Origin of the sequence: Bacillus cereus group sp. MG20, assembly GCF_040459885.1 — a bacterium.
GTDB lineage: Bacteria > Bacillota > Bacilli > Bacillales > Bacillaceae_G > Bacillus_A > Bacillus_A cereus.
Window position 1 is genome coordinate 5,227,300 of record NZ_JARVHF010000001.1, and the last position, 18,899, is coordinate 5,246,198.

Genomic DNA, 18,899 nt, shown 5'->3' on the forward strand with positions numbered 1-18,899 from the left:
AAAGGGTGGTGAAACGCTTGAAAAATAAGCTTGTGAAAATAGTTTTAACTATTACTACTGTAGCTTGTCTTTCTATTACAGCTTTTCAGGTGACGGAAAAAGATAAGGTGCAAAGTGCTAAAGAACAAAAAACAACTTTATATATGATTGATCCAGGCCCAGGAGGCGGTTAATTAATATAATATTAGAAATGACACTATCAAATTGATAGTGTCATTTCTGCTTTATAGGGAATGGAAACATTTTGACTGAAACGACAAAAACTTTCCACTTTAAGACGGTTAATATATAAAACAGGATGTAAGGGGAGAATTAAGGATGACGAAAGAGGAAATTGTAATCCTATTTTTAGATACTGTGAAAGAATGTGCACCAGATCAATTAGAAGAATATATAGCAGAAATTAAAAAAATAGCCGTTCCTAATTAGGGGGCTATTTTTCTGTTTTGTTATGGTGTTTGTTAAGAGCTTGAGCGATAGCTAGCATTTGTTCTAACGCCATATCTTCTTTATCCTTTGGTAGCGGTTCTAGCCATTCCATGATTTCCTTGAATTTTTTATATTTATCATCACTAGAGTCGTCACCTTTATTTTCTCCGTACAAATAATTTACAGGTACATTAAATCTCTTCGCTATCTTTTCTATAGTTTCACGACTTGGGAATGCTTTTCCATTTTCAAACTTTGAAACAGTCCCCTTAGTTAGATCCACTTCTTTCCCGAATTGTTCTTGATTCATTTTGTTATCTATTCGAATTTGTTTAATTCTATCCTTCATTTCCATACTTAAATACTCCCCTTTTTACGATATATCGTAAATTACATTAATTACATTATAAAGTTTCCTAGCAAGAAACGTAAAGAGTTAAAAAAGTTTCCTTCTATGAAATTTTTTATAAAAAACACTTGAAGTTTCACGTGATGAAACTTATAATGAGTTTGTAAGCATCAGAAGGGAGTGATCAGATGCAAAATCAAAAACAACTAACGGCACTTCAAAAAGCTTTTGAAGATTCTGGTCTTAAATATCATGAATTAGCTAATATGGTTGGTATATCAAAGTCTTACTGCTATAAAATTATTAATTATAATCTAAGAGTTTATTATGATGTAGCTGTTAAAATATCAAATGTTTTAGGTAAAGAAAGCGACATTCTATTTAATGAACAAGAAAAAAATTTTGAACATAAAGTTTCATTCAGTGAAACGAGAGGGGGTGAAAAAAATGAGCCAATTACAAGTTTTGCAACATCCAGTAAGTGAGTTTGTTTTTATGGCAGGGAATCAAGTTGTTCATGATAGTGGAAAGAAACTTTTCGCAGCAGCTTGGAGAGACGTAAAATCAGTGTTTGCAGTAAACAGTTATTGCAACATTTTACAGAAAGATTTCAATGAGGAGATATCATACATAAAAGCATGGCGACCAAGATTAGTATGATTATCCATCGTTAATATAATTTTGGAAGGAGAAAAAAGAAATGGGATTAGATCAAATCATTAAAGAATCAATCCGAGAAGTTGTTCGAGAGGAGATACAAGCTGCTTTAGCGCAGTTCCAACAACAATCACAACCAAACAAAGTAATGAGGGTGAAAGAAGCAGCGGATTATCTCAATATCGCTGTTTGTAGAATGTATGAATTAGCAAGTCATCCACAGTTTCCAGTGATTAGGGAAGGGCGCAAATTACTTTTCCTACAAAAGGATTTAGAAGCTTGGCTTGAAACACAAAAGGAGGTGATCTAGTGGAAGATACGACATCGTTAGTTATATTCGCAATGTTTATCGCGTGCAGCGCATTGTTACTTTACATTACTTATGAGCCAATAAAACAGTGGGCTTGGAGTGACGTAAAACAAAATAAAAAGACCCATGGCAGTGGGTCCTTTAAGAAAAAACAGTTGTTATAAGTATATCACGGAAAGTAGGGGAATAGTACATGCGTTTAACTGAATATCAAGTGCTATTACCTAATAAGTTTTGGAACTTAGCAAAGAGCAAGGATGAATTAAAGCAAATGATTGACCAGTATTTCAAGGCTGGTTATCCGCATTATGAAATTCAACGAATTATCAAAAGTGGACAAGCATATGTGGCGGTTTGTACAAGGAGGTAAATAAATGGCAACATTTCGAGTTAATAAAAGTAAAAATTACACAACCATTAATAATACAGGTCTTCGAGATGAACGTTTAAGTTGGAAAGCAAAAGGGATATTGGCTTACATTTTATCGTTACCAGATGATTGGGTGTTTTACATGGAGGAAATATCTACTCATGCGAAAGATGGAATTGATAGTTTAAGGGTAGGAATGAAAGAACTAAAAAAATTCGGTTATGTTAGAAGGTTTCCTGTAAAAAACGAAAAGGGAAAGATAACTAACTGGGAGACAATTATTTATGAAATTCCACAAGTGGAGAATCCACATATGGAAAATCCACAAGTGGAAAAACCACAAATGGAAGTTCCATTTATGGAAAATCCAACGCTACTAAGTACTAATAAACAAAATACTAATATACAAAGTAGTAGTAGCATCTTCTCTTTCTACGAAAATAATTTCGGTATTTTAAATTCATTCATAGCCGAAAGTATTTCACAATGGGTAAACGATACAAGCGAAGAACTTGTACAAGCAGCTATGGAGCGTGCTTTGAAACAGCAGAAGAAATGGAATTATGCTGAGGGGATTTTAAAACATTGGGTTAATAAAAACATTCGTACTTTAGCTGATGTTAATTCGGCAGAAATAGAGTTTAAAAACAAAGGTAAAAAAGGAGCGAATAGAAATGGCAACACCAATGAAAAAACTGGCAGAATCCCTGGAATCGAAGGTGAATTACCATTCTGATCAATGTATGAATCACTCTTATGAAATAGGTGGACAAACAATCATTAAGCCAGTTCAAATGATTATTTATCAAGGTAAGCCTGTTTGTCCAAGATGTGTTGTTGAGCAAAACAATAAGGTTTTGGAAGAACAAGCTAACACTCATTATAAGAAGATTAGCCGTTTACAGAAATTCAACATGCTGGAAAAGGCTAGTGTTATTACAAATAAGAAAATTCCTCTTTCAAGATTATCTGATTACAGAACCGGGTGTGATGAAACGATTAGTCACAAGAAAGCTGTAGAAGAAACTTTGGAGGATTTAAAGAACGGAGAAATTAGAAAAGTTGTATTTACAGGAAATCAAGGGACGGCAAAAAGTTTCCTAGCATACAGTATGCTTCATGAATTAAATCAATATTTCTGGGATATCAGTCAGGGAGAAGAAAACTATTATCTTATGAAAAGTTGTTTATATGTGGAATTAGAAGCAATAACAAGGATGATTATGGATTCTTTCGATGATAAGAGCAGTAAATATACACTTCAATATTTCGTTCAATTAATTGGACAAGCTGATTTTGTAGTATTAGATGATCTTGGGGCAGAAAGTGGTTCAACGGATTCAAATAGACAGGCATCTGATTTCATACAACGCCTGTTATATGCGGTATCAAATGCTAGACAGGGAATGAGTACATTTACCACAACAAACTTTACTGGAAAACAACTTTTTAATAAATACGATGCTAAGACCGTTAGTCGTTTATTAGGTGATTCAAAGGTATTGAAATTTGCGACAGCTGATCAAAGGCTTGCAAACTTAGGTTTCTAATAAGGAGGAATAAGCATGTGTGTATTATGTCATGATACAGGAATTATTCGTAAAGAAACTTATCCAGGTGTGATTGAAACAAAAGGTTGTAATTGTGAAGTGGCAATACAGCAGCAAGAAGAAAACGATAAGCGTTGGCAAGCATGGTTAATAAAATTTGAATCAATGAAACAAGAGTTGAAACGGAATCAACAACAAAAAGTTAGTTAACAAGGGGGAGCAAGGAATGAAAAACACAGGTGTTTCAAGAAAAGTGGACGAGCTAGGGCGTGTGGTAATTCCAATAGAGTTACGTAGAACTTTAGGAATTGCTGAAGGTACAGTGTTAGGCTTTCATGTTGAAGGGGAAAACATTGTTTTAAGAAAACACGAAAAGTCATGCTTTGTAACGGGTGAAGTTTCTGAAACCAACATAGAGTTGCTAGGTGGCCGAATGTTTTTAAGCAAGGAAGGGGCAAGTGAATTACTGAATTTTATTCAGAAGAGTGGGCTGGCAGATGCCTAAGCAACTAAACATTTTTGATGTAGAGCCAGCAATTTGTGAGTTCGATGTAATGAAGGCAAATGTGAAGAGAGGAACTGGACGCACTACATACGCTGACGTACGCGTCCAGGTTCCAACGAATGCAAAGTGTACGGATGAATTACCACGCACAACTAAACAAGATGATCGCTATGATATTTTTGAACAATATGTAATGGCAATTTGGAGATTTCAACGAGCTGTAGATAAGTTCTTTAGTTGGGAAACAGCGGAAGAGTTATGTAAGGCAGCAAGGGATAAAAAAGAAATAATTCCGATAAGGGTTTATTTAGGAAGTGGCTTTAAACCTGATGTTGTTGAGTACATGAGGTAGTAAAAGGGAGATGGACATATGAAAAAAGTAGAAATTGATGTTAGTAACAACAAGCTTTTAATAGTAAAGGATGGAAATGTTACAGCATTCAATCCACCGGAGAGTGGTTTTGGTGAACAAATTGCTGTTTGGATAAACGGTAAAGTTGATCGTGTAGATACTAAGTTTACTGAAAAGATAAAATAATCATTTTAAGAAAGTAGGTTCGCTTATGAGTGTAGCGAGAAATCATAAAGTGATGAAGGAATCACGGTTGAAGGTATACATCGCTTTAGAAGAAGCTAACTTCATTTGGGATGAAAGAGATGTAATTCGTTTTCGTGAAATGTGGAGTCAAGGCATGAGTTTACCAAAGATGGAAAAAGCGTTAAGGAGACATCAAGCAGAGGTTGCTCTCCTGGTAATAGATCAGGCTGATAAGTATTTAATTGAAAATCGTCCGATAGGATTAGGAATTTGCTAAATAGGAAGGGGAAAGCAAAAATGAACATTATGGAAAATGGTGTATTCGAAGCAACTAAATTAATGAGTGAAGCAAAAAATGAGGATCAAGTTATAAATGAAGCTACAGTTTTACAGATTGCAAGTATCTTATCGATTGATGAATTAAATGATTATCAGGAAGCAACTTTACGAACTTGGAATAACAAAACTGATTTTGGAGGACGAGTTTCAAATGCAGCTTTAGGACTTACAGGCGAAGTTGGTGAAGTTGCCGATATTGTTAAAAAAGCAATTTATCACGGATATGGTTTTCAACCATCGCATTGTCCAGGAGAAGAAGACGGAAACACTTATAAGTTAGCCTTAGAGCTTGGAGATATTCTTTATTATTTATCAATTATGGCGCATGAACTGGGATATACGTTACAAGATATTGCGGAAATGAATATTGCAAAATTAGCTAAAAGATATCCAGATGGTTTTAGTCGAGAAGCAAGTCAAGCACGTGTAGATGTAAAGTAAGACAAAATTTGAATTTTGTATAAAAATGGAGGAATTAAAATGTCAAAACCAGTTATCTTAGAAGAATTTGATTCAGAAATACATTGTGTAAAGTGCAATACGGTTACTGTACACAAAATGCAGACAATTGATGAAGACGGTGGAGGTAAATTTATTGGCCACTACGGAGAATGTGATGTTTGTGGAAATGTTTCGGATTTCAATGAAGAGGATTTTTTAGATAAGTAGGGAGCGGTCAAAATGGCATATGAGGTGTTTTATAAAGTTGGTGAGTATGAAGAATCTATTGTTGTTACAGGTGAATCTTTAGAACAAATTAGAATGAAAACACGGCAAGAGTTAGAAAGAAGAAATGCAACTTATAGATATTCTAATTGGCTAAATGACTGAAGAAGTTTTGTAATAAAAGCGTTATTTTAATCGGAAATGGCAGGTAATTGACCAAATCACCTGCCATGTGCCTAAACAGTCCGGAGGGGTAAAACTCCGTTTTGAAAGAGTGTAGCTGACTCGTAGATAGTATGTGTAATGTAAAAAAGATTATTCGTAAAGGGGAATGGAAAATGAATTACAACGAAAAAGCAATTGAGGTAATTAAAAAAAGATGGTTTAAGGATCATGTAGCTGAAATAACAGGCGAAGAGGGCTTACAAGTTATTCAGTGGGGGAAACCTGGAACAAACATGTATCGTACAAAATATGTATTATCCGGTGCGAATGTATTTATCTCTGGTGATATTGGTGAAGCGGTCTATAGTTTAACTTGCTTAGCGACTTTAGAAAACATCAATGACTTTGGTTTACATTACTTCACAAAAAAATTAACAGCATTCTGTAATGATCGATGGGATTTTGATAATAGCGCAGCAAGACGGGATTTAAAAGAAAACTGGAATGATTACGAGATGGATAATATGGAAGACAGCAAGGATGTTTACAATCAAATCACATCCGTAATAAGAGAGAGTGCGAATGTCAGAGAATATCAACGCGGAATAATGGATGTTTACGAAAATACATCTTTAGAAACAGATGATATGGAATGGCTATACGATTTAGGACAGGTTATGCCATATAGATTAATTGCTTACTGGGTTGGATTACAAATGGCAATTGAACAATTAACAAAAAATAAACCTGCAGTAGAAGCGGTTACTTTATAACAAAATAGTTATTTTAATAAAAAACGGGGAAATGAGGGGAGTGAAAGGAAAAGAACCCTTTATATAAAGAGTTCTTCCGGTGATTTAATCTATTAGTTGCACTCGTGGTAATATTCATCACATGAATCGTTATTATTGTTACAGCAGATACAAAATGTTTTTTGAACAAATAAACTAACTGCACTAGCAGGACCTTCTTGCTTTGTAAGAGTAAGACTTTGAAAATCTTCAACTTGAAATATTTTTGTTTGAACGGGTTGTAATGTAGTAGTAATTGGTATGCTAGATCTTCTTGTTAGAATAGTTACTTGAACGGGTGCACTCATACCGACAACGAATAACTGAATTAATGTTTTATTGTGATTGTTGGTGAAATCTTCAAATACTGTTTGTGGAGTGGTATTTAGGAGGTCAATAGATATAGGTATATTTCCATTTAAATTTTCTCCTGAACCACTAATTGTATGAGTCTCAACAAAACAGTTATTTTTTTGGTGGTCCGTATGCGATTGGTTTTTATAATACTTTTTACCATCTTTATAAAAGTAATCAGCCATATGAATTTAAAGCTCCCTTCTTTTAGATGTCTATATAGTCTATTTAATAAAGCGAAGTAGTGCTTGTACAACATAATAAAATCCGCTCTCGTAATTATTTGAAAATTAAAGAGCGCCATTCAAGGCGCTCTCGGATAAAAAATAATATTGAAAAAGAATACCACATTATATTTTATGCATGTTCTGAATAAATGTGCAGTTTTTTAACAAAATTCTTATTGTATGAGCAAAAATAAAAGAACCCGTTTGTTATAAACGGATTCTTCCCACAAGGTGTGCAAGAAATTCAAGGTAACTGGACCAGAGCCACCTGTGGAATTCCTTGTGATAATACTGTATGCAAAGGAATCAATAAGGTTAATGAAATTTAAACAAAATCCTTATTTAATTAAAAGAGCAGCTAGCAAAAGCTAACTGCTTGTTGAAAAAAGAATCCACCCCAGATTATTTACTGGCAGAGTTTCAAGAAATAAATGATTAAATTAATTTAATTTTTCAATTACAATCGAAGCATTTATATTTGTTTGTGTTCCACCCGCCAAAGTTTGCAAAGTAACTGCAGCAGCGGAAGTATGATTATTAAGGGTAATAATATCACCTGCTGCTAAAGTGAGAATTGTTTGCCCATTGTTTTGTTGAGTACCTGCACCTGATCCATAAATGGAGTTGGTAACGGGAGCCCCATTTAAAAAGAGGGCAAATTGATTAGGTTCAACTCCTGATATAGAAAAAGAAATTTTATAATCTCCAGCATTAATAACTGTCATCTGAGAAGTTCCGAGCGTATGAGTAAAACCGGATGTGATTCTACCGTGTGAATTAAAAAGAATAGGTGCTTCTAAGGCAACAACTTGAGCTGCTGTATTGAAAACATAAGCATACTGGGATAAACCAGATACTGTAAGACCGATAGGCCCAGTAGGTCCGGTAGCTCCAGCGGTTCCTGGTAATCCAGTAGGCCCAGGAATGCCTTGGATGCCTTGGATGCCTTGAATACCTTGAAGCCCAGTTGGGCCAGTCGGGCCGATAGGTCCAATAAGTCCTGGATTACCTTGAATACCTTGGATACCCTGAATTCCAGTCGCCCCAGTTATTCCAGTGGGTCCAATAGGACCAATAGGCCCCGGATTACCTTGAATCCCCTGAATCCCTTGACTTCCTTGAGGTCCAGTGGGGCCAGGAATGCCTTGGATACCTTGAAGTCCGGTTGGTCCTGGTGACCCAGTTGGTCCAGTGGGGCCAGTCACTCCGGTAGGTCCTGGTGGTCCCCCGGAAGGTCCAGTCGGTCCCGTTGGTCCTGGCGGTCCCCCGGAAGGGCCGGTCGGGCCAACAGCTCCAGAAGGTCCAGTGGGGCCTGCAGAACCAGGAATCCCTTGAATGCCTTGAATGCCAGGAATCCCTTGAATGCCTTGAATCCCTTGAATTCCAGTGACCCCCGTTATTCCAGTGGGTCCAATAGGACCTTGAATGCCAGGAATGCCTTGGATGCCTTGGATACCTTGAATTCCAGAAGGTCCAGTTGGACCAATAGATCCAGAAATCCCAGGAATCCCTTGAGGTCCAGAAATACCTTGAGGCCCAGTAGGTCCCAGGTTACCTTGAATTCCGGTAGGTCCCGTAGGTCCTGGAGGTCCACCAGAAGGCCCAGTTGCTCCAGTTATTCCGGTAGGTCCCGTAGGTCCTGGAGGTCCACCAGAAGGTCCTGTCGCTCCGGTTATTCCGGTAGGTCCAGAAGGTCCTGTCGCTCCAGTTATTCCAGTAGGCCCTATTTGAGGTAAAGGAAAGGGTATGTGACAACAATGCTTTTTAAATTTACTCATTTTTACACCTCCCTTATAAATTAACTATCAATTTATATTTATACTTTAACAACTTATGAGTAAACAGACACACGGGTGTAAGGAAAAAACCTATGAAAATTACATAATAGGTTTTAAGAGCAAGTCTCTATTTTAAATTCCATACCAAAAAGAGCACCATATATAAGTGCTCTTCGGACCAAAACTCTTAATGTAAAAGGGTACGTGATATCATATGTAATTTTTTCATGGGCGTGAAGTATTTGAACAAAAACGCTATTTTGTAGAGCTTTAATTCCATGGGAAAAGAGCACTTCGTAAAAGTGCTCTTCTGACCCAAATCCATTTTGTAAAAGAGAGGAATACGTAATATCATATGAATTTATTTTTAAATGTGTTTAAAATCGTATAAAAACTTCATTTTATACAATAAAACAGCTAGCGCGATTAGCTAGCTGTACTGTTAAGAAAAGAAAACGGTGCTTATCAAATGTTGCAGTTGTAATTGCGAATTACAACTATAGTATGAACAGAGTTGTAAATGTTATGCGAAAATAATCTAATAAAAATTTCATTTTATAGAAATAAGGAAACTAAAAAAGAGCCCCATGCATCAGTGCTCTTTAAGATAGGAGGTAACACTTTGAGCTGGATGGTTAGGTTAAAAGTATATGATATAGAAAAGGAATAAGACCTAAATTTTATTATTAACTCAATATTAAAGAGCAATTAGCTTTTGCTAACTGCTCGGCCCAAGGTAATAGACATAGAGTGGGTATTAATAAAATTGGCTATTCACGAGCCTGTTTACAGTGTAACCAAGATTTTTAAATGTATTCCCTCTTTAAAGACCTTCTTCAAACGACGCCCTTTAAAGAGGGACTGGAGTAATGAAAAAGAATACTTTTCCTTTAATACAAAATCATATTTTGATTCTCAATAATATATGAGTATTAAGACAAAAACGTGCAATTAAAAGAGCAGCTAGCAAAAGCTAACTGCTCTCTGAAAAAACGTTAAGAAGGAAGTTCAGAACTCAAGTGTATTTATAGTATGGACAAGGTTTATGGATTTATTCAAGGGGGGATGGATAATGTGCACTTATTGGGAAAACGCAGTTAAAGAATTCTTTAAGAAGCAAGAGCAAGAACGAAATAAAAGAGCAGCTAGCAAAAGCTAACTGCTCGGTTCTCCAAGGGGGAACAAGGAGAAAGTAACTTAATGGGTTGTCTACAGTATTGACGGAATATTGAGTTTTATTTAGGGTTGGTTCCAAAAAAGCGACATACCGCCAAAATATAAAATTATTAAAAGGAAAATTACTATGAAAGCAGTTAAAGAAACTTTCTTCCAGGGATTTTTCATTAGTAGACCTCCTTTATGAAGAATATTAACACTTTATAAGAAACTGAACAAAATAATCCTTTGAGTAGAAAGTGAGGTTAGGAGAATGGCTAATTTAAAGAAACGGAAAACAAGAAAAGCGATTGCTCGTCGTGCGAAAGACGTAGATAAATACCAAGTTAATAAAGCTTGGAGGAACATATTTGTACAAGCAGGTATTATCAAGTAAATGAAAATCGAATATCGTCCGGCTAGAAAACTAGAGGACACCAATTCATTAAAGCAGCAATTCAAGCTGTTTTAGGAATAGGTGTCCTTTTTATTTTGAAAAGGGAGATGGGGAAATGAAGGGATTAAAGAATCAGTTACGTGAATGGAAAAAGCAATCAAATCACGTAAAGAAGAAAAAGAAGAAAAAAAGAAAAGAGAAATTTTGCACTCGTGAAATTGAAGAGTTAATGGGAGTTCATGGACCACGTTATGAACGCAGACGTGGAGCGTTAAGACAAAAATAATTAAAAATAAAAGGGAGTGGTCTTACATGACTAAACAATTATCTTTCTTACCAAAAATCGATAGAACAGCAACACAAGAGGAATTAGAACGTGTGTTGGAAAGTATACGTATACATAGACAATTTGGGATGATGCGTAAAGAAATGAAAGTCACTCCTTCTTATGAAATACGTGAGCATGGTCCTACACATACAGTTGGAAAACCATTGGAAGATGTTGCTATAGCAAATATTCAACAAAGCAAACGAGAAGAGTGGCTTGAAAAAATGTCATTAAGTATTGATCAGTTTCTAAATCGATTAGGAAACGGACGTGCAGGAAGTATTCAAAGAGATATTATTTATAAACGTTATTTAGAAGAAGAGGATGTGTGTGACTACATGGTTTATAACGAGATAGGGATGTCAGAGCGCACTTATCGACGTTGGAAGTCTAAAGCGTTTTATAAACTTGCTTTTGCACTAGGATTAGAAGTTTATGAGACAGAAGAAACTGGAGGTAATAAATAATGAATTTTGTTCAACCGATACGTGATTCAGAGCAAATACAACAAATTAAAGAATATCTAAAAGAAAAGAATGAACGCAATTATATTTTGTTTGTAATAGGAATTAATACAGGGCTACGTATTAGTGATATTTTAAAACTGAAGGTTGGAGATTTAAATGGCAGCCATATATCAATGCGTGAAATGAAGACAGGTAAGCAGAAACGTATTCACATTACTGCAGCATTAAGAAGAGAGTTAAAGTGTTACATTGAAGATATGGAAGACTATGAGTATATAATTAAGAGCAGACAAGGAAAGAATCGACCAATCGGAAGAAGCATGGCATATAAAATACTTAGTACCACAGCAGCAAAGTTTGGTTTAGAAGAGATTGGGACACATACATTACGTAAGACATTTGGATATCATATGTACATGCAAACAAAGAACATAGCTTTGCTGATGGAGATATTCAATCATTCAAGTGAGCGAGTAACGTTAAGATATATAGGAGTAAACCAAGATGCAATGGATAAAGCAATGACTAGGTTTAAAATCTAATCATTGCTTTTTTGTTCAAGGATAGCAACACATGCTTATCGACTTAAGAACTGAAACTTACGTTTGAACATAAAATCAAATTTAGATGAGCAAAGCTATTTCAAGTGAATAGAATCCACTCTTTAAGAATACATAAAAAATATATATACAAGCGTAGTCTAATCACTACATCATTGGCGAAAGTAGAATTCTATAAATTTTGGAGGAAGAGATATGCAAAAAAAGGTTCTCCTGTTTACAGATTTGGGGATTGATGATGCGTTTGCTATACTGTACACCTTTTTTCGTAAAGACATTCAACTTGTAGGAATTGTGGCCGATTATGGAAATGTATCAAGAGAAAATGTAATAAGAAATATTAACTATTTAAAGTACATTGCGGGAAGAGAAGAAATACCTGTATTCCTTGGTGCTTCTGTACCGTTGACAGGTATATTAATTCAGTATTTCCCTGAGGTACATGGAAAAGTTGGATTAGGACCTATTATTCCACCTGAAATTTCATATCCAGTTTATCCTTTAAATGATATTTATCAAATTATAGAATCAAATTTAGAAGATCTTACCATTATTAATTTAGGAAGACTTTCTTCGCTAGCTACGACTTTTGTATTAAATTTAGAAACAATGCGAAATGTAAGAGAATGCATTTGCATGGGGGGAGCTTTTTTCTATCCAGGTAACGTAACTGCTGTGGCTGAAGCTAATTTTCACGCAGACCCTTATGCAGCAAACTTAATTCTGCAACATGCAAAGAACTTGACAATTATCCCTTTAAATGTGACCCAACATGCGATTGTTACAACCGAAATGGTCGAGCAAATCGATGCATTTCATCGGAATACACAGGATCTTGCAGGACTCATCATTAAACCTATGTTAGATTATTATTATAATTTTTACTCCAAGTCTAATCCAGGTATAAGTGGAAGTCCTATGCATGATTTTGTAACAGTGTGGTATTTGCTAAATAGAGAGGCTGTTAGCCTTTCGAGAGTACCCATTAAAGTAATTCCTGATCAAGGGGAAGGGTTTGGTCAAAGCATTGCAGACTTTCGTTTTGTTACTAATCCAGGTTATAAAACGCATAATGTAGCTTTTCAGTTTGATTATGAAAGATTCAGGAAGGATATTATGGAAACGTTCTTAAAGAAGAGAGTGTAAAAGACTTTATTAACTTCAGATAATACGGATTATATGAATGAAATATCACTGCACTTCACGTACAAGAATTCGACTTTTTTAGGTTAAAATTCGTCTAACATACATAGCTTCCGAAATGTTGGCTGTACCCTATCGCTATCAAGCTAACAGAATAAAATATTCCTGATTTCTGGTATATTAAAACTTTAAGTTGATGACCATGTGGTGCTCCCCCACATCCATCAACTTAAGAAAAGTAAACACCCAAAAAACAAAAAATGAGCTGACTTCTCAAAATAACTAACTATAGAGAAAGAGAAATTTCATTTAGTGGGTACTTCAAAACCTTAGCTTGATTGCGATGGGGTCACCATATCAAAAAAGAAAATTGTGCGTTTAGACATATTTTTCAACCGCTTCCTGTACGTTAAGGGACTCGTTATTTTTTTACAGTTTTTTATTATGAAATTCAAAATAACTAATTATAATAGATGAAAAAAACGATTAATAGTTGGGGTACGGAAAGGATTCGAATTTACATTCTTTCTCAATACATATCATGGATAAATAAAGTAAAATATGGGTTGGGGCTATGTCTCATGTTGTGTTAATCCTAACAATAACTAAGGGTACATAATATGCTTTCATACCTTTGAATAATTTTGTTATAGAAGGGATGGAGATTTAACTGGCTCAAATTGTTGGTATTGATAGATACCTTTGTACTGGGGCTTTAATCTATATGCGTGAGGGCCTTTCCCTAAGTCTTTTCAGGAAGTAAGGATCCGTAAGCAAACACTTATACAATATGAATAGAGGAGAGGAATGCCTTATGAAAATACGTAGTCAAATTACATGTGCAAGTCTGGCCCTTTTAATAGCTGGAAGTTCCCTGTTATATACAACACCAACCTCAATTGTAAAAGCAGAGCCTACTCAAAATGTATCTAGTTCGTTACAAACAAATACTCAACGAGATCGTACTTCCGTCAAGCAAGCAATGCGAGATACATTGCAATTTGGATACCCGGGGATACTTGCTAAAACTTCTGAGGGTGGAAAAACGTGGGGGTATGCCGCTGGAATAGCGGATCTGAGAACCAAGAAACCAATGAAAACAGATTTTCGCTTTCGCATTGGGAGTGTGACGAAGACGTTCACCGCAACAGTTGTACTTCAATTAGTTGGAGAGAATCGCCTGAAGCTAGACGACCACATCGAAGACTGGTTGCCTGGTGTCATTCAAGGAAATGGATATGATGGTAACAAGATTACTATCCGGGAGATATTGAACCATACAAGTGGTATCGCTGAATACTCAAGGTCAAAAGACGTTGATTTTACGGATACAAAAAAATCGTATACGGCTGAAGAGTTAGTGAAGATGGGGATTTCTTTTCCCCCAGACTTTGCTCCAGGAAAGGGCTGGTCTTATTCAAACACAGGATACGTATTACTGGGTATCCTTATTGAAAAAGTAACTGGAAACAGCTATGCGGAAGAGGTTGAAAATCGAATTATTGAACCACTTGAATTGTCGAATACATTCCTACCAGGCAATTCAAGCGTTATTCCAGGCACTAACCATGCACGTGGATATGTCCAACCAGACGGAGCAAGTGAGCTAAAAGACGTTACTTATTATAACCCAAGTGCAGGTAGCTCTGCTGGAGATATGATTTCTACTGCTGACGACTTAAACAAATTTTTCTCTTACTTGCTCGGTGGCAAATTACTGAAAGAACAGCAACTAAAACAAATGCTTACTACAGTTCCTACAGGAAAAGAAGGAATCGATGGATATGGTCTTGGAATCTATGAAACTAAGCTTCCAAGCGGTGTCTCGATATGGGGACACACAGGTGGCATTCTAGGGTTTACAACTCTTGTTGGAGGTAAACTTGGAGGCAAGCATACGTTGGTCGTCAATTGGAATAGTTTGGGTAGAACTGACAGTCCTAATCCTTTTAAAAAAATTTTACTTGCTGAATTTAGCAAGTAGGAAAAAAGGAAAAATTTATCGTATTTTTCATAGTTAAAAATATACTTTTCTGTTTCAAAAGCCCCAACTTATTTTCAAGAAAAATTTGGGGCTTTTTTTGTTTTGGTAGCGTTTATTCTCCTTAAGTTGATGGATGTGTGGTGCTACCCTATTCTATACAGTTACTCATTTTTATTGTGTTGTGTAACTCAAAAGAGAAAGTGCTATGAAGCTATTGATATCAAGGGCTGTAGCGTTTAGATTAGTTACACACAATATAAGATATGGGTAAGTGAATTAAGATTTAATGGTATTATGTAATTTATATACTGTGTTTTTATTAAACAAAGGGAGGATTCAAATGAATAAGCAAAATGTAGAACCGAAATTTTTATTGGATGTATTTCAGTGTCCACATTGTAAAAGTAAAACGAGACATAAATGGTATATAGCAATTGAATCTGGTGACGAAAAAGAACCTGCGTTAGAGGAGGCTACATATTTCTATAAAATTCGTATACAAGGAGGAGTACATGAATCATGGTTAGCTTTATCTGGTGAAGAGATTAAGGAAGTACCAGAAGACGAGAAATATCTAGTGTTTGCACCAGGAGAGTGGCATGTAGATATGAGTATTTGTACTATATGTTCGGAGTATTTAATTTGGAAGGACAATAAGATTGTCTATCCAAATTGCCATACAATAGAAGATCCACATGAAGATATGCCAGGAGAGGTTAAAAAGTTATACAGTGAGGCAAGAGAAGTTGTAAATCTATCTCCTAGGTCAGCGTGTGCATTGTTGAGGTTAGCAGTCGAAAAATTACTTATAGAAGGATTGAAATGTCCTAAGGATAAATCAATATATGAAAATATCAAACTATTAAATAACCAAGGTAAACTTTCAAAGCCTATAAACGATGCACTTCATGCAGTAAGATTAGTTGGAAATGCGGCGGTTCATCCGGGGGAAATAAAAGTAGATGATAAGTCAAAATATGCATACCAGTTGTTTGAACTATTAAACTATGCAGTTGAAGAACTTATTTCTAGACCGGCTAGAGCAGAAGCTTTTATAAAAAAAATAAAATTATAAAAAAGTGGCAGAGTCGTGACCGCTTTTTGGCAGTGAATGTGCCGGTTGTTTTGGAATCAACGTGATATATTTGTATTGTGAGAAGTGGCGGAAAACACAACTCATAAAGATTCCTTTATAATCTATATGTTGTCTAGACGGTTTCATAATGGTGCATATAAAATACGAAACCAGCAGATGGTAACGATTGAATGGTACCGTTATTAAGGAGAGCTTTTGCTCTTCTTCCAGTTACTTAATATTGATGATGAATATCAGCAGATCATTATTAAGTAACTGGAAGAATTTTAAAACTTCACGTACCGTAATTGAATTAATAATATAAATCAAAGCATCCATTTGGGTGCTTTTTTATTTTGGAGAGGATGGTTTATATGACGGCATACCATAGGCCGGTTTTAACAGAAAAAGTGGATACACATACAGCAGTTTGGGTGAAAGGGTATTCTATTGACAATCCGACTATAGGAACCGAAATGAAAAGTCAGTTCAATCTTGAACTGACTTTTATGAGTAATGATTATTCGCCAAATAAGTACAAGATATTTTTAGAAGAATTTGAACGGTTTCTAAGTAAACACGGGTACTTAAATGGTGAACATAGTTAAGATAATCCTATAAAACCAGTTGTCACTTTTACAGCTGTTGCTGAAAGTACGCTTAAAGGAACACTAGATAACTTTTTAGTAAGTTCTTTTGTTTTAGCCCAAACTTTTGAGTCTCTAATAGTATCTAGGAATTCATGCCCTGAAAAAGTAATCGATCCTATTCCTAGAGCATAAATTTCATCTCCATCAAACTGGTAAGAGCCGTTTATGTATCTAGCTTCTATAAGTTTTAAAATGGCGTATATAGATTCGTTTTCACCGTATTTATTAAAAGTATTAAATTCTTTTAATTGATGAAGATGAATGTGTTGACCTAGGTTTAATTTTTCTTCTAGTTCCAAAAGAACAGAACGAATACAATCTTGATTTAATTTCATGTTATCACCTCCTTACACTCTACAAATTCGACAAAAAAGAAGGTAATCCTACAAATTATAGAATAGGAAAACACTTGGTAATCAAAGCGTTTAATTAGAAATTTTTATTTTGAAGGAGGATGAATAATGGAAGGTAAAACAATGACACTTAAACCTTTAAAGCAATATAAGATTGTTCCAAATAAAATCCAATCATTAGATGATGTAATTACTATTTTTAGAAATGTGATGATATGCTTGAATGGTGGAGAAGCGTTAGAAGGTCTGGAGCATTTAATCGAAAAGGGTGACGAATAATGAAACTAACAAAACAAGAGCAAGCGGTTGCAATTGGTACATTCATTTCAATGTTAGGACAGGACCTTGTAAATGAATGTATTGATAAACAGAAGTTAGAAAGTGTAATTCCAATCTTTAATGAGTTGGAAGATAATACAACACCAAAGCAAAAGAGAGAAGCGATGATCAGTTTGTTAAGTAAGGCAATGGATGAATTTGTTTAGAATAGGGAGTGATGATAGATGCAAGTCTATTGTTCTAACTGTAATAAGGATTACGATATGCAACCACAAGTAGAGCAACTTCCAAAAAGAATTGAGAAATGTTTCTTTATTTGTCCTCATTGTAAAAATGAACATGTTGCTGCATATGTGAACGATAAGGTTCGTAAGCATCAAGCTGACATTACAAAGTGTCACGAACGGATTAATAAAAATAATCTGATAATCGAGGATGAAATGAAACGGTTGAGGAAGAGGATGGAAGGTGCCAAGTAAACCATTCAAGCCGTGTAAGTCGTTAGGTTGCAACGAACTAACACGGGATAAGTATTGTGCTAAACATATTAAAAAGGAAAAAGAAACAGTAAAATATTATGACAAACATATTCGAAATAAAAGCTCACGTTCATTCTACAACTCAAGATTGTGGAAGGATATGCGTGAGCTTATTTATCGTAGAGATCATGGCTTATGTGTTCAATGTAGAAGCAAGGACATCATTAAGATAGGTGATGTAGTCGATCATATCATTCCTATCCGTGTTAATTGGTCGAAACGATTAGAACCATCTAATTTACAAACACTTTGCCATGCTTGCCATAACAAGAAAACAAAAGAAGATGAGAAGAAAAACAAAAAATAATTCGAAAGAAAAAAATCATAAGCATCCCCCCACTATAAAAAAGCAAAAGGCGACTTCCTGGAGACCGCCGCCTAGCTTTCCGTGCAAAAAGTTCGTTTTATTCCATAAAAGGGGGTTCAGCCGAGGGAGGTGGTTCACATAGGAAGGAAAGCGAAACCGATTCATTTGCATTTATTAGAAGGTAATACAAATCGATTGACAAAAGATGAAATTGAGCAGCGATTAAAAGCCGAAAAACAGTTACAAGCAAAAAAGGACAAGGTAAAACCACCAACGTGGTTAGATTCAATTGCTAAGAAAGAATTTAGACGGATTGCTGGTGAATTACTAGAGCTAGATGTTATTACAAACATAGATGTGAATGCATTAGCAACGTATTGCGATGCTTACTCTGACTATGTTGAATGCACCAAAATTATACGAGAAGAAGGACTTCTTGTTGAATATACAAATAAGGCAGCTGAAACCAATAAAGTTCCCCATCCACTACTTACAAAGAAGAAGCAATTGCATGAACAAATGAAGGCTTTGGCTGTTGAGTTTGGTCTTACACCGAGTGCAAGAGCGAAAATTGTCATTCCAAATATAAAACAAGGCCCTAAAACAAACGTAGAGAAGGAGTTTGACGTATAAC

Annotated in this window: 34 protein-coding genes; 30 read left to right on the forward strand and 4 right to left on the reverse strand. The window is 35.4% G+C overall.

The features are described 5' to 3' along the window. The first annotated feature begins 17 nt into the window (after positions 1-17). A complete protein-coding gene (locus tag QCI81_RS26725; RefSeq protein WP_000791793.1) occupies positions 18-173 on the forward strand; it encodes a hypothetical protein in 156 nt (51 codons plus the stop codon). Between the two features lie 260 nt (positions 174-433). Here QCI81_RS26725 and QCI81_RS26730 read toward each other — a convergent pair whose 3' ends face one another. Continuing rightward, the gene (locus tag QCI81_RS26730) at positions 434-784 is read right to left on the reverse strand and encodes a helix-turn-helix transcriptional regulator (protein ID WP_102956497.1); all 351 of its coding nucleotides are present in this window, start codon (positions 782-784) and stop codon (positions 434-436) included. 182 nt (positions 785-966) lie between these two features. Between QCI81_RS26730 and QCI81_RS26735 the strand changes: the two genes are divergently transcribed. From QCI81_RS26735 to QCI81_RS26810, 16 genes are all read left to right on the forward strand, one after another. Then, on the forward strand, positions 967-1,263 hold the full coding sequence (locus QCI81_RS26735; protein WP_163093417.1) for a helix-turn-helix domain-containing protein: 297 nt from the start codon (positions 967-969) through the stop codon (positions 1,261-1,263). Then, positions 1,226-1,438, forward strand: a complete 213-nt coding sequence (locus QCI81_RS26740; RefSeq protein ID WP_102956499.1) for an ORF6C domain-containing protein — start codon at positions 1,226-1,228, stop codon at positions 1,436-1,438. Before QCI81_RS26735 ends, QCI81_RS26740 begins: the two co-directional genes overlap by 38 nt. Before the next feature lie 40 nt (positions 1,439-1,478). After that, positions 1,479-1,745 carry a helix-turn-helix domain-containing protein gene (locus QCI81_RS26745; RefSeq protein WP_098520263.1) on the forward strand — a complete coding sequence of 89 codons (267 nt, stop codon included), beginning with the start codon at positions 1,479-1,481 and terminating at the stop codon, positions 1,743-1,745. Further along, on the forward strand, positions 1,745-1,909 hold the full coding sequence (locus QCI81_RS26750) for a hypothetical protein (RefSeq protein WP_000390298.1): 165 nt from the start codon (positions 1,745-1,747) through the stop codon (positions 1,907-1,909). The genes QCI81_RS26745 and QCI81_RS26750 overlap by 1 nt, the downstream gene beginning before the upstream one ends. 29 nt (positions 1,910-1,938) lie before the next feature. After that, positions 1,939-2,115 carry a hypothetical protein gene (locus QCI81_RS26755; protein WP_102956500.1) on the forward strand — a complete coding sequence of 59 codons (177 nt, stop codon included), beginning with the start codon at positions 1,939-1,941 and terminating at the stop codon, positions 2,113-2,115. Between the two features lie 4 nt (positions 2,116-2,119). After that, complete coding sequence (locus tag QCI81_RS26760) at positions 2,120-2,851, forward strand: DnaD domain protein (RefSeq protein ID WP_102956501.1); 732 nt, start codon at positions 2,120-2,122, stop codon at positions 2,849-2,851. Next, positions 2,790-3,665 (forward strand): P-loop NTPase family protein, encoded by an 876-nt coding sequence (locus QCI81_RS26765; RefSeq protein WP_353810930.1) that lies wholly within the window; start codon positions 2,790-2,792, stop codon positions 3,663-3,665. Before QCI81_RS26760 ends, QCI81_RS26765 begins: the two co-directional genes overlap by 62 nt. Positions 3,666-3,680: 15 nt before the next feature. Continuing rightward, positions 3,681-3,875, forward strand: coding sequence for a hypothetical protein (locus QCI81_RS26770; protein WP_000337979.1), 195 nt, complete (start codon positions 3,681-3,683; stop codon positions 3,873-3,875). A gap of 16 nt (positions 3,876-3,891) precedes the next feature. Then, the gene (locus QCI81_RS26775) at positions 3,892-4,170 is read left to right on the forward strand and encodes an AbrB/MazE/SpoVT family DNA-binding domain-containing protein (RefSeq protein WP_102956503.1); all 279 of its coding nucleotides are present in this window, start codon (positions 3,892-3,894) and stop codon (positions 4,168-4,170) included. Further along, the gene (locus tag QCI81_RS26780; RefSeq protein WP_102956504.1) at positions 4,163-4,522 is read left to right on the forward strand and encodes a cell division protein SepF; all 360 of its coding nucleotides are present in this window, start codon (positions 4,163-4,165) and stop codon (positions 4,520-4,522) included. The genes QCI81_RS26775 and QCI81_RS26780 overlap by 8 nt, the downstream gene beginning before the upstream one ends. Positions 4,523-4,540: 18 nt before the next feature. Next, on the forward strand, positions 4,541-4,708 hold the full coding sequence (locus tag QCI81_RS26785) for a DUF3954 domain-containing protein (protein WP_102956505.1): 168 nt from the start codon (positions 4,541-4,543) through the stop codon (positions 4,706-4,708). Between the two features lie 25 nt (positions 4,709-4,733). Then, entirely contained in the window at positions 4,734-4,985 is a 252-nt protein-coding gene (locus QCI81_RS26790; protein ID WP_353810931.1) for a helix-turn-helix domain containing protein, read from the forward strand. A 20-nt stretch (positions 4,986-5,005) separates the two neighbouring features. Continuing rightward, a complete protein-coding gene (locus tag QCI81_RS26795) occupies positions 5,006-5,488 on the forward strand; it encodes a nucleoside triphosphate pyrophosphohydrolase family protein (protein ID WP_102956507.1) in 483 nt (160 codons plus the stop codon). 39 nt (positions 5,489-5,527) lie between these two features. Continuing rightward, a complete protein-coding gene (locus QCI81_RS26800) occupies positions 5,528-5,716 on the forward strand; it encodes a hypothetical protein (RefSeq protein WP_102956508.1) in 189 nt (62 codons plus the stop codon). Between the two features lie 12 nt (positions 5,717-5,728). Further along, positions 5,729-5,878, forward strand: a complete 150-nt coding sequence (locus QCI81_RS26805; protein ID WP_163093416.1) for a hypothetical protein — start codon at positions 5,729-5,731, stop codon at positions 5,876-5,878. Positions 5,879-6,051: 173 nt separating this feature from the next. Further along, a complete protein-coding gene (locus QCI81_RS26810; RefSeq protein WP_102956509.1) occupies positions 6,052-6,651 on the forward strand; it encodes a hypothetical protein in 600 nt (199 codons plus the stop codon). 92 nt (positions 6,652-6,743) lie between these two features. Here QCI81_RS26810 and QCI81_RS26815 read toward each other — a convergent pair whose 3' ends face one another. Together QCI81_RS26815 and QCI81_RS26820 are read right to left on the reverse strand one after the other, a co-directional pair. After that, the gene (locus QCI81_RS26815) at positions 6,744-7,208 is read right to left on the reverse strand and encodes a hypothetical protein (protein ID WP_046392730.1); all 465 of its coding nucleotides are present in this window, start codon (positions 7,206-7,208) and stop codon (positions 6,744-6,746) included. A 482-nt stretch (positions 7,209-7,690) separates the two neighbouring features. After that, on the reverse strand, positions 7,691-9,028 hold the full coding sequence (locus QCI81_RS26820) for a BclA C-terminal domain-containing protein (RefSeq protein WP_353810932.1): 1,338 nt from the start codon (positions 9,026-9,028) through the stop codon (positions 7,691-7,693). Positions 9,029-10,457: 1,429 nt separating this feature from the next. Here QCI81_RS26820 and QCI81_RS26825 point away from each other — a divergent pair. The 8 genes from QCI81_RS26825 to QCI81_RS26860 all read left to right on the forward strand — a co-directional run bounded on the left by QCI81_RS26825 (position 10,458) and on the right by QCI81_RS26860 (position 16,745). Further along, a complete protein-coding gene (locus QCI81_RS26825) occupies positions 10,458-10,580 on the forward strand; it encodes a DUF3983 domain-containing protein (RefSeq protein WP_097887941.1) in 123 nt (40 codons plus the stop codon). Between the two features lie 115 nt (positions 10,581-10,695). Beyond that, complete coding sequence (locus QCI81_RS26830) at positions 10,696-10,866, forward strand: hypothetical protein (protein WP_089171106.1); 171 nt, start codon at positions 10,696-10,698, stop codon at positions 10,864-10,866. 26 nt (positions 10,867-10,892) lie between these two features. Beyond that, positions 10,893-11,375 carry an ArpU family phage packaging/lysis transcriptional regulator gene (locus QCI81_RS26835; protein WP_353810933.1) on the forward strand — a complete coding sequence of 161 codons (483 nt, stop codon included), beginning with the start codon at positions 10,893-10,895 and terminating at the stop codon, positions 11,373-11,375. After that, entirely contained in the window at positions 11,375-11,917 is a 543-nt protein-coding gene (locus QCI81_RS26840) for a site-specific integrase (RefSeq protein ID WP_353810934.1), read from the forward strand. Before QCI81_RS26835 ends, QCI81_RS26840 begins: the two co-directional genes overlap by 1 nt. Positions 11,918-12,130: 213 nt before the next feature. After that, a complete protein-coding gene (locus QCI81_RS26845; protein ID WP_053564380.1) occupies positions 12,131-13,081 on the forward strand; it encodes a nucleoside hydrolase in 951 nt (316 codons plus the stop codon). A gap of 811 nt (positions 13,082-13,892) precedes the next feature. Then, a complete protein-coding gene (locus QCI81_RS26850) occupies positions 13,893-15,062 on the forward strand; it encodes a serine hydrolase domain-containing protein (protein ID WP_016081850.1) in 1,170 nt (389 codons plus the stop codon). Positions 15,063-15,402: 340 nt separating this feature from the next. Beyond that, entirely contained in the window at positions 15,403-16,137 is a 735-nt protein-coding gene (locus QCI81_RS26855) for a DUF4145 domain-containing protein (protein ID WP_180358537.1), read from the forward strand. Between the two features lie 374 nt (positions 16,138-16,511). Then, entirely contained in the window at positions 16,512-16,745 is a 234-nt protein-coding gene (locus tag QCI81_RS26860; protein ID WP_353810935.1) for a hypothetical protein, read from the forward strand. Here the strand turns inward: QCI81_RS26860 and QCI81_RS26865 are convergent. Next, positions 16,742-17,122, reverse strand: coding sequence for a DUF2513 domain-containing protein (locus tag QCI81_RS26865; RefSeq protein WP_353810936.1), 381 nt, complete (start codon positions 17,120-17,122; stop codon positions 16,742-16,744). The genes QCI81_RS26860 and QCI81_RS26865 overlap by 4 nt on opposite strands. A 126-nt stretch (positions 17,123-17,248) precedes the next feature. Here QCI81_RS26865 and QCI81_RS26870 point away from each other — a divergent pair, with 126 nt between their 5' ends. From QCI81_RS26870 to QCI81_RS26890, 5 genes are all read left to right on the forward strand, one after another. Further along, the gene (locus tag QCI81_RS26870; RefSeq protein ID WP_353810937.1) at positions 17,249-17,419 is read left to right on the forward strand and encodes a hypothetical protein; all 171 of its coding nucleotides are present in this window, start codon (positions 17,249-17,251) and stop codon (positions 17,417-17,419) included. Beyond that, the gene (locus QCI81_RS26875; RefSeq protein ID WP_098649151.1) at positions 17,419-17,625 is read left to right on the forward strand and encodes a hypothetical protein; all 207 of its coding nucleotides are present in this window, start codon (positions 17,419-17,421) and stop codon (positions 17,623-17,625) included. The genes QCI81_RS26870 and QCI81_RS26875 overlap by 1 nt, the downstream gene beginning before the upstream one ends. Positions 17,626-17,643: 18 nt before the next feature. Beyond that, on the forward strand, positions 17,644-17,898 hold the full coding sequence (locus tag QCI81_RS26880) for a hypothetical protein (protein WP_224413895.1): 255 nt from the start codon (positions 17,644-17,646) through the stop codon (positions 17,896-17,898). Beyond that, on the forward strand, positions 17,888-18,265 hold the full coding sequence (locus QCI81_RS26885; RefSeq protein ID WP_353810938.1) for an HNH endonuclease: 378 nt from the start codon (positions 17,888-17,890) through the stop codon (positions 18,263-18,265). Before QCI81_RS26880 ends, QCI81_RS26885 begins: the two co-directional genes overlap by 11 nt. Positions 18,266-18,394: 129 nt before the next feature. Then, positions 18,395-18,898: a phage terminase small subunit P27 family gene (locus QCI81_RS26890; RefSeq protein ID WP_016081472.1), complete on the forward strand. Its 504-nt coding sequence runs from the start codon at positions 18,395-18,397 to the stop codon at positions 18,896-18,898. The last annotated feature ends 1 nt before the right edge of the window (position 18,899 follow it).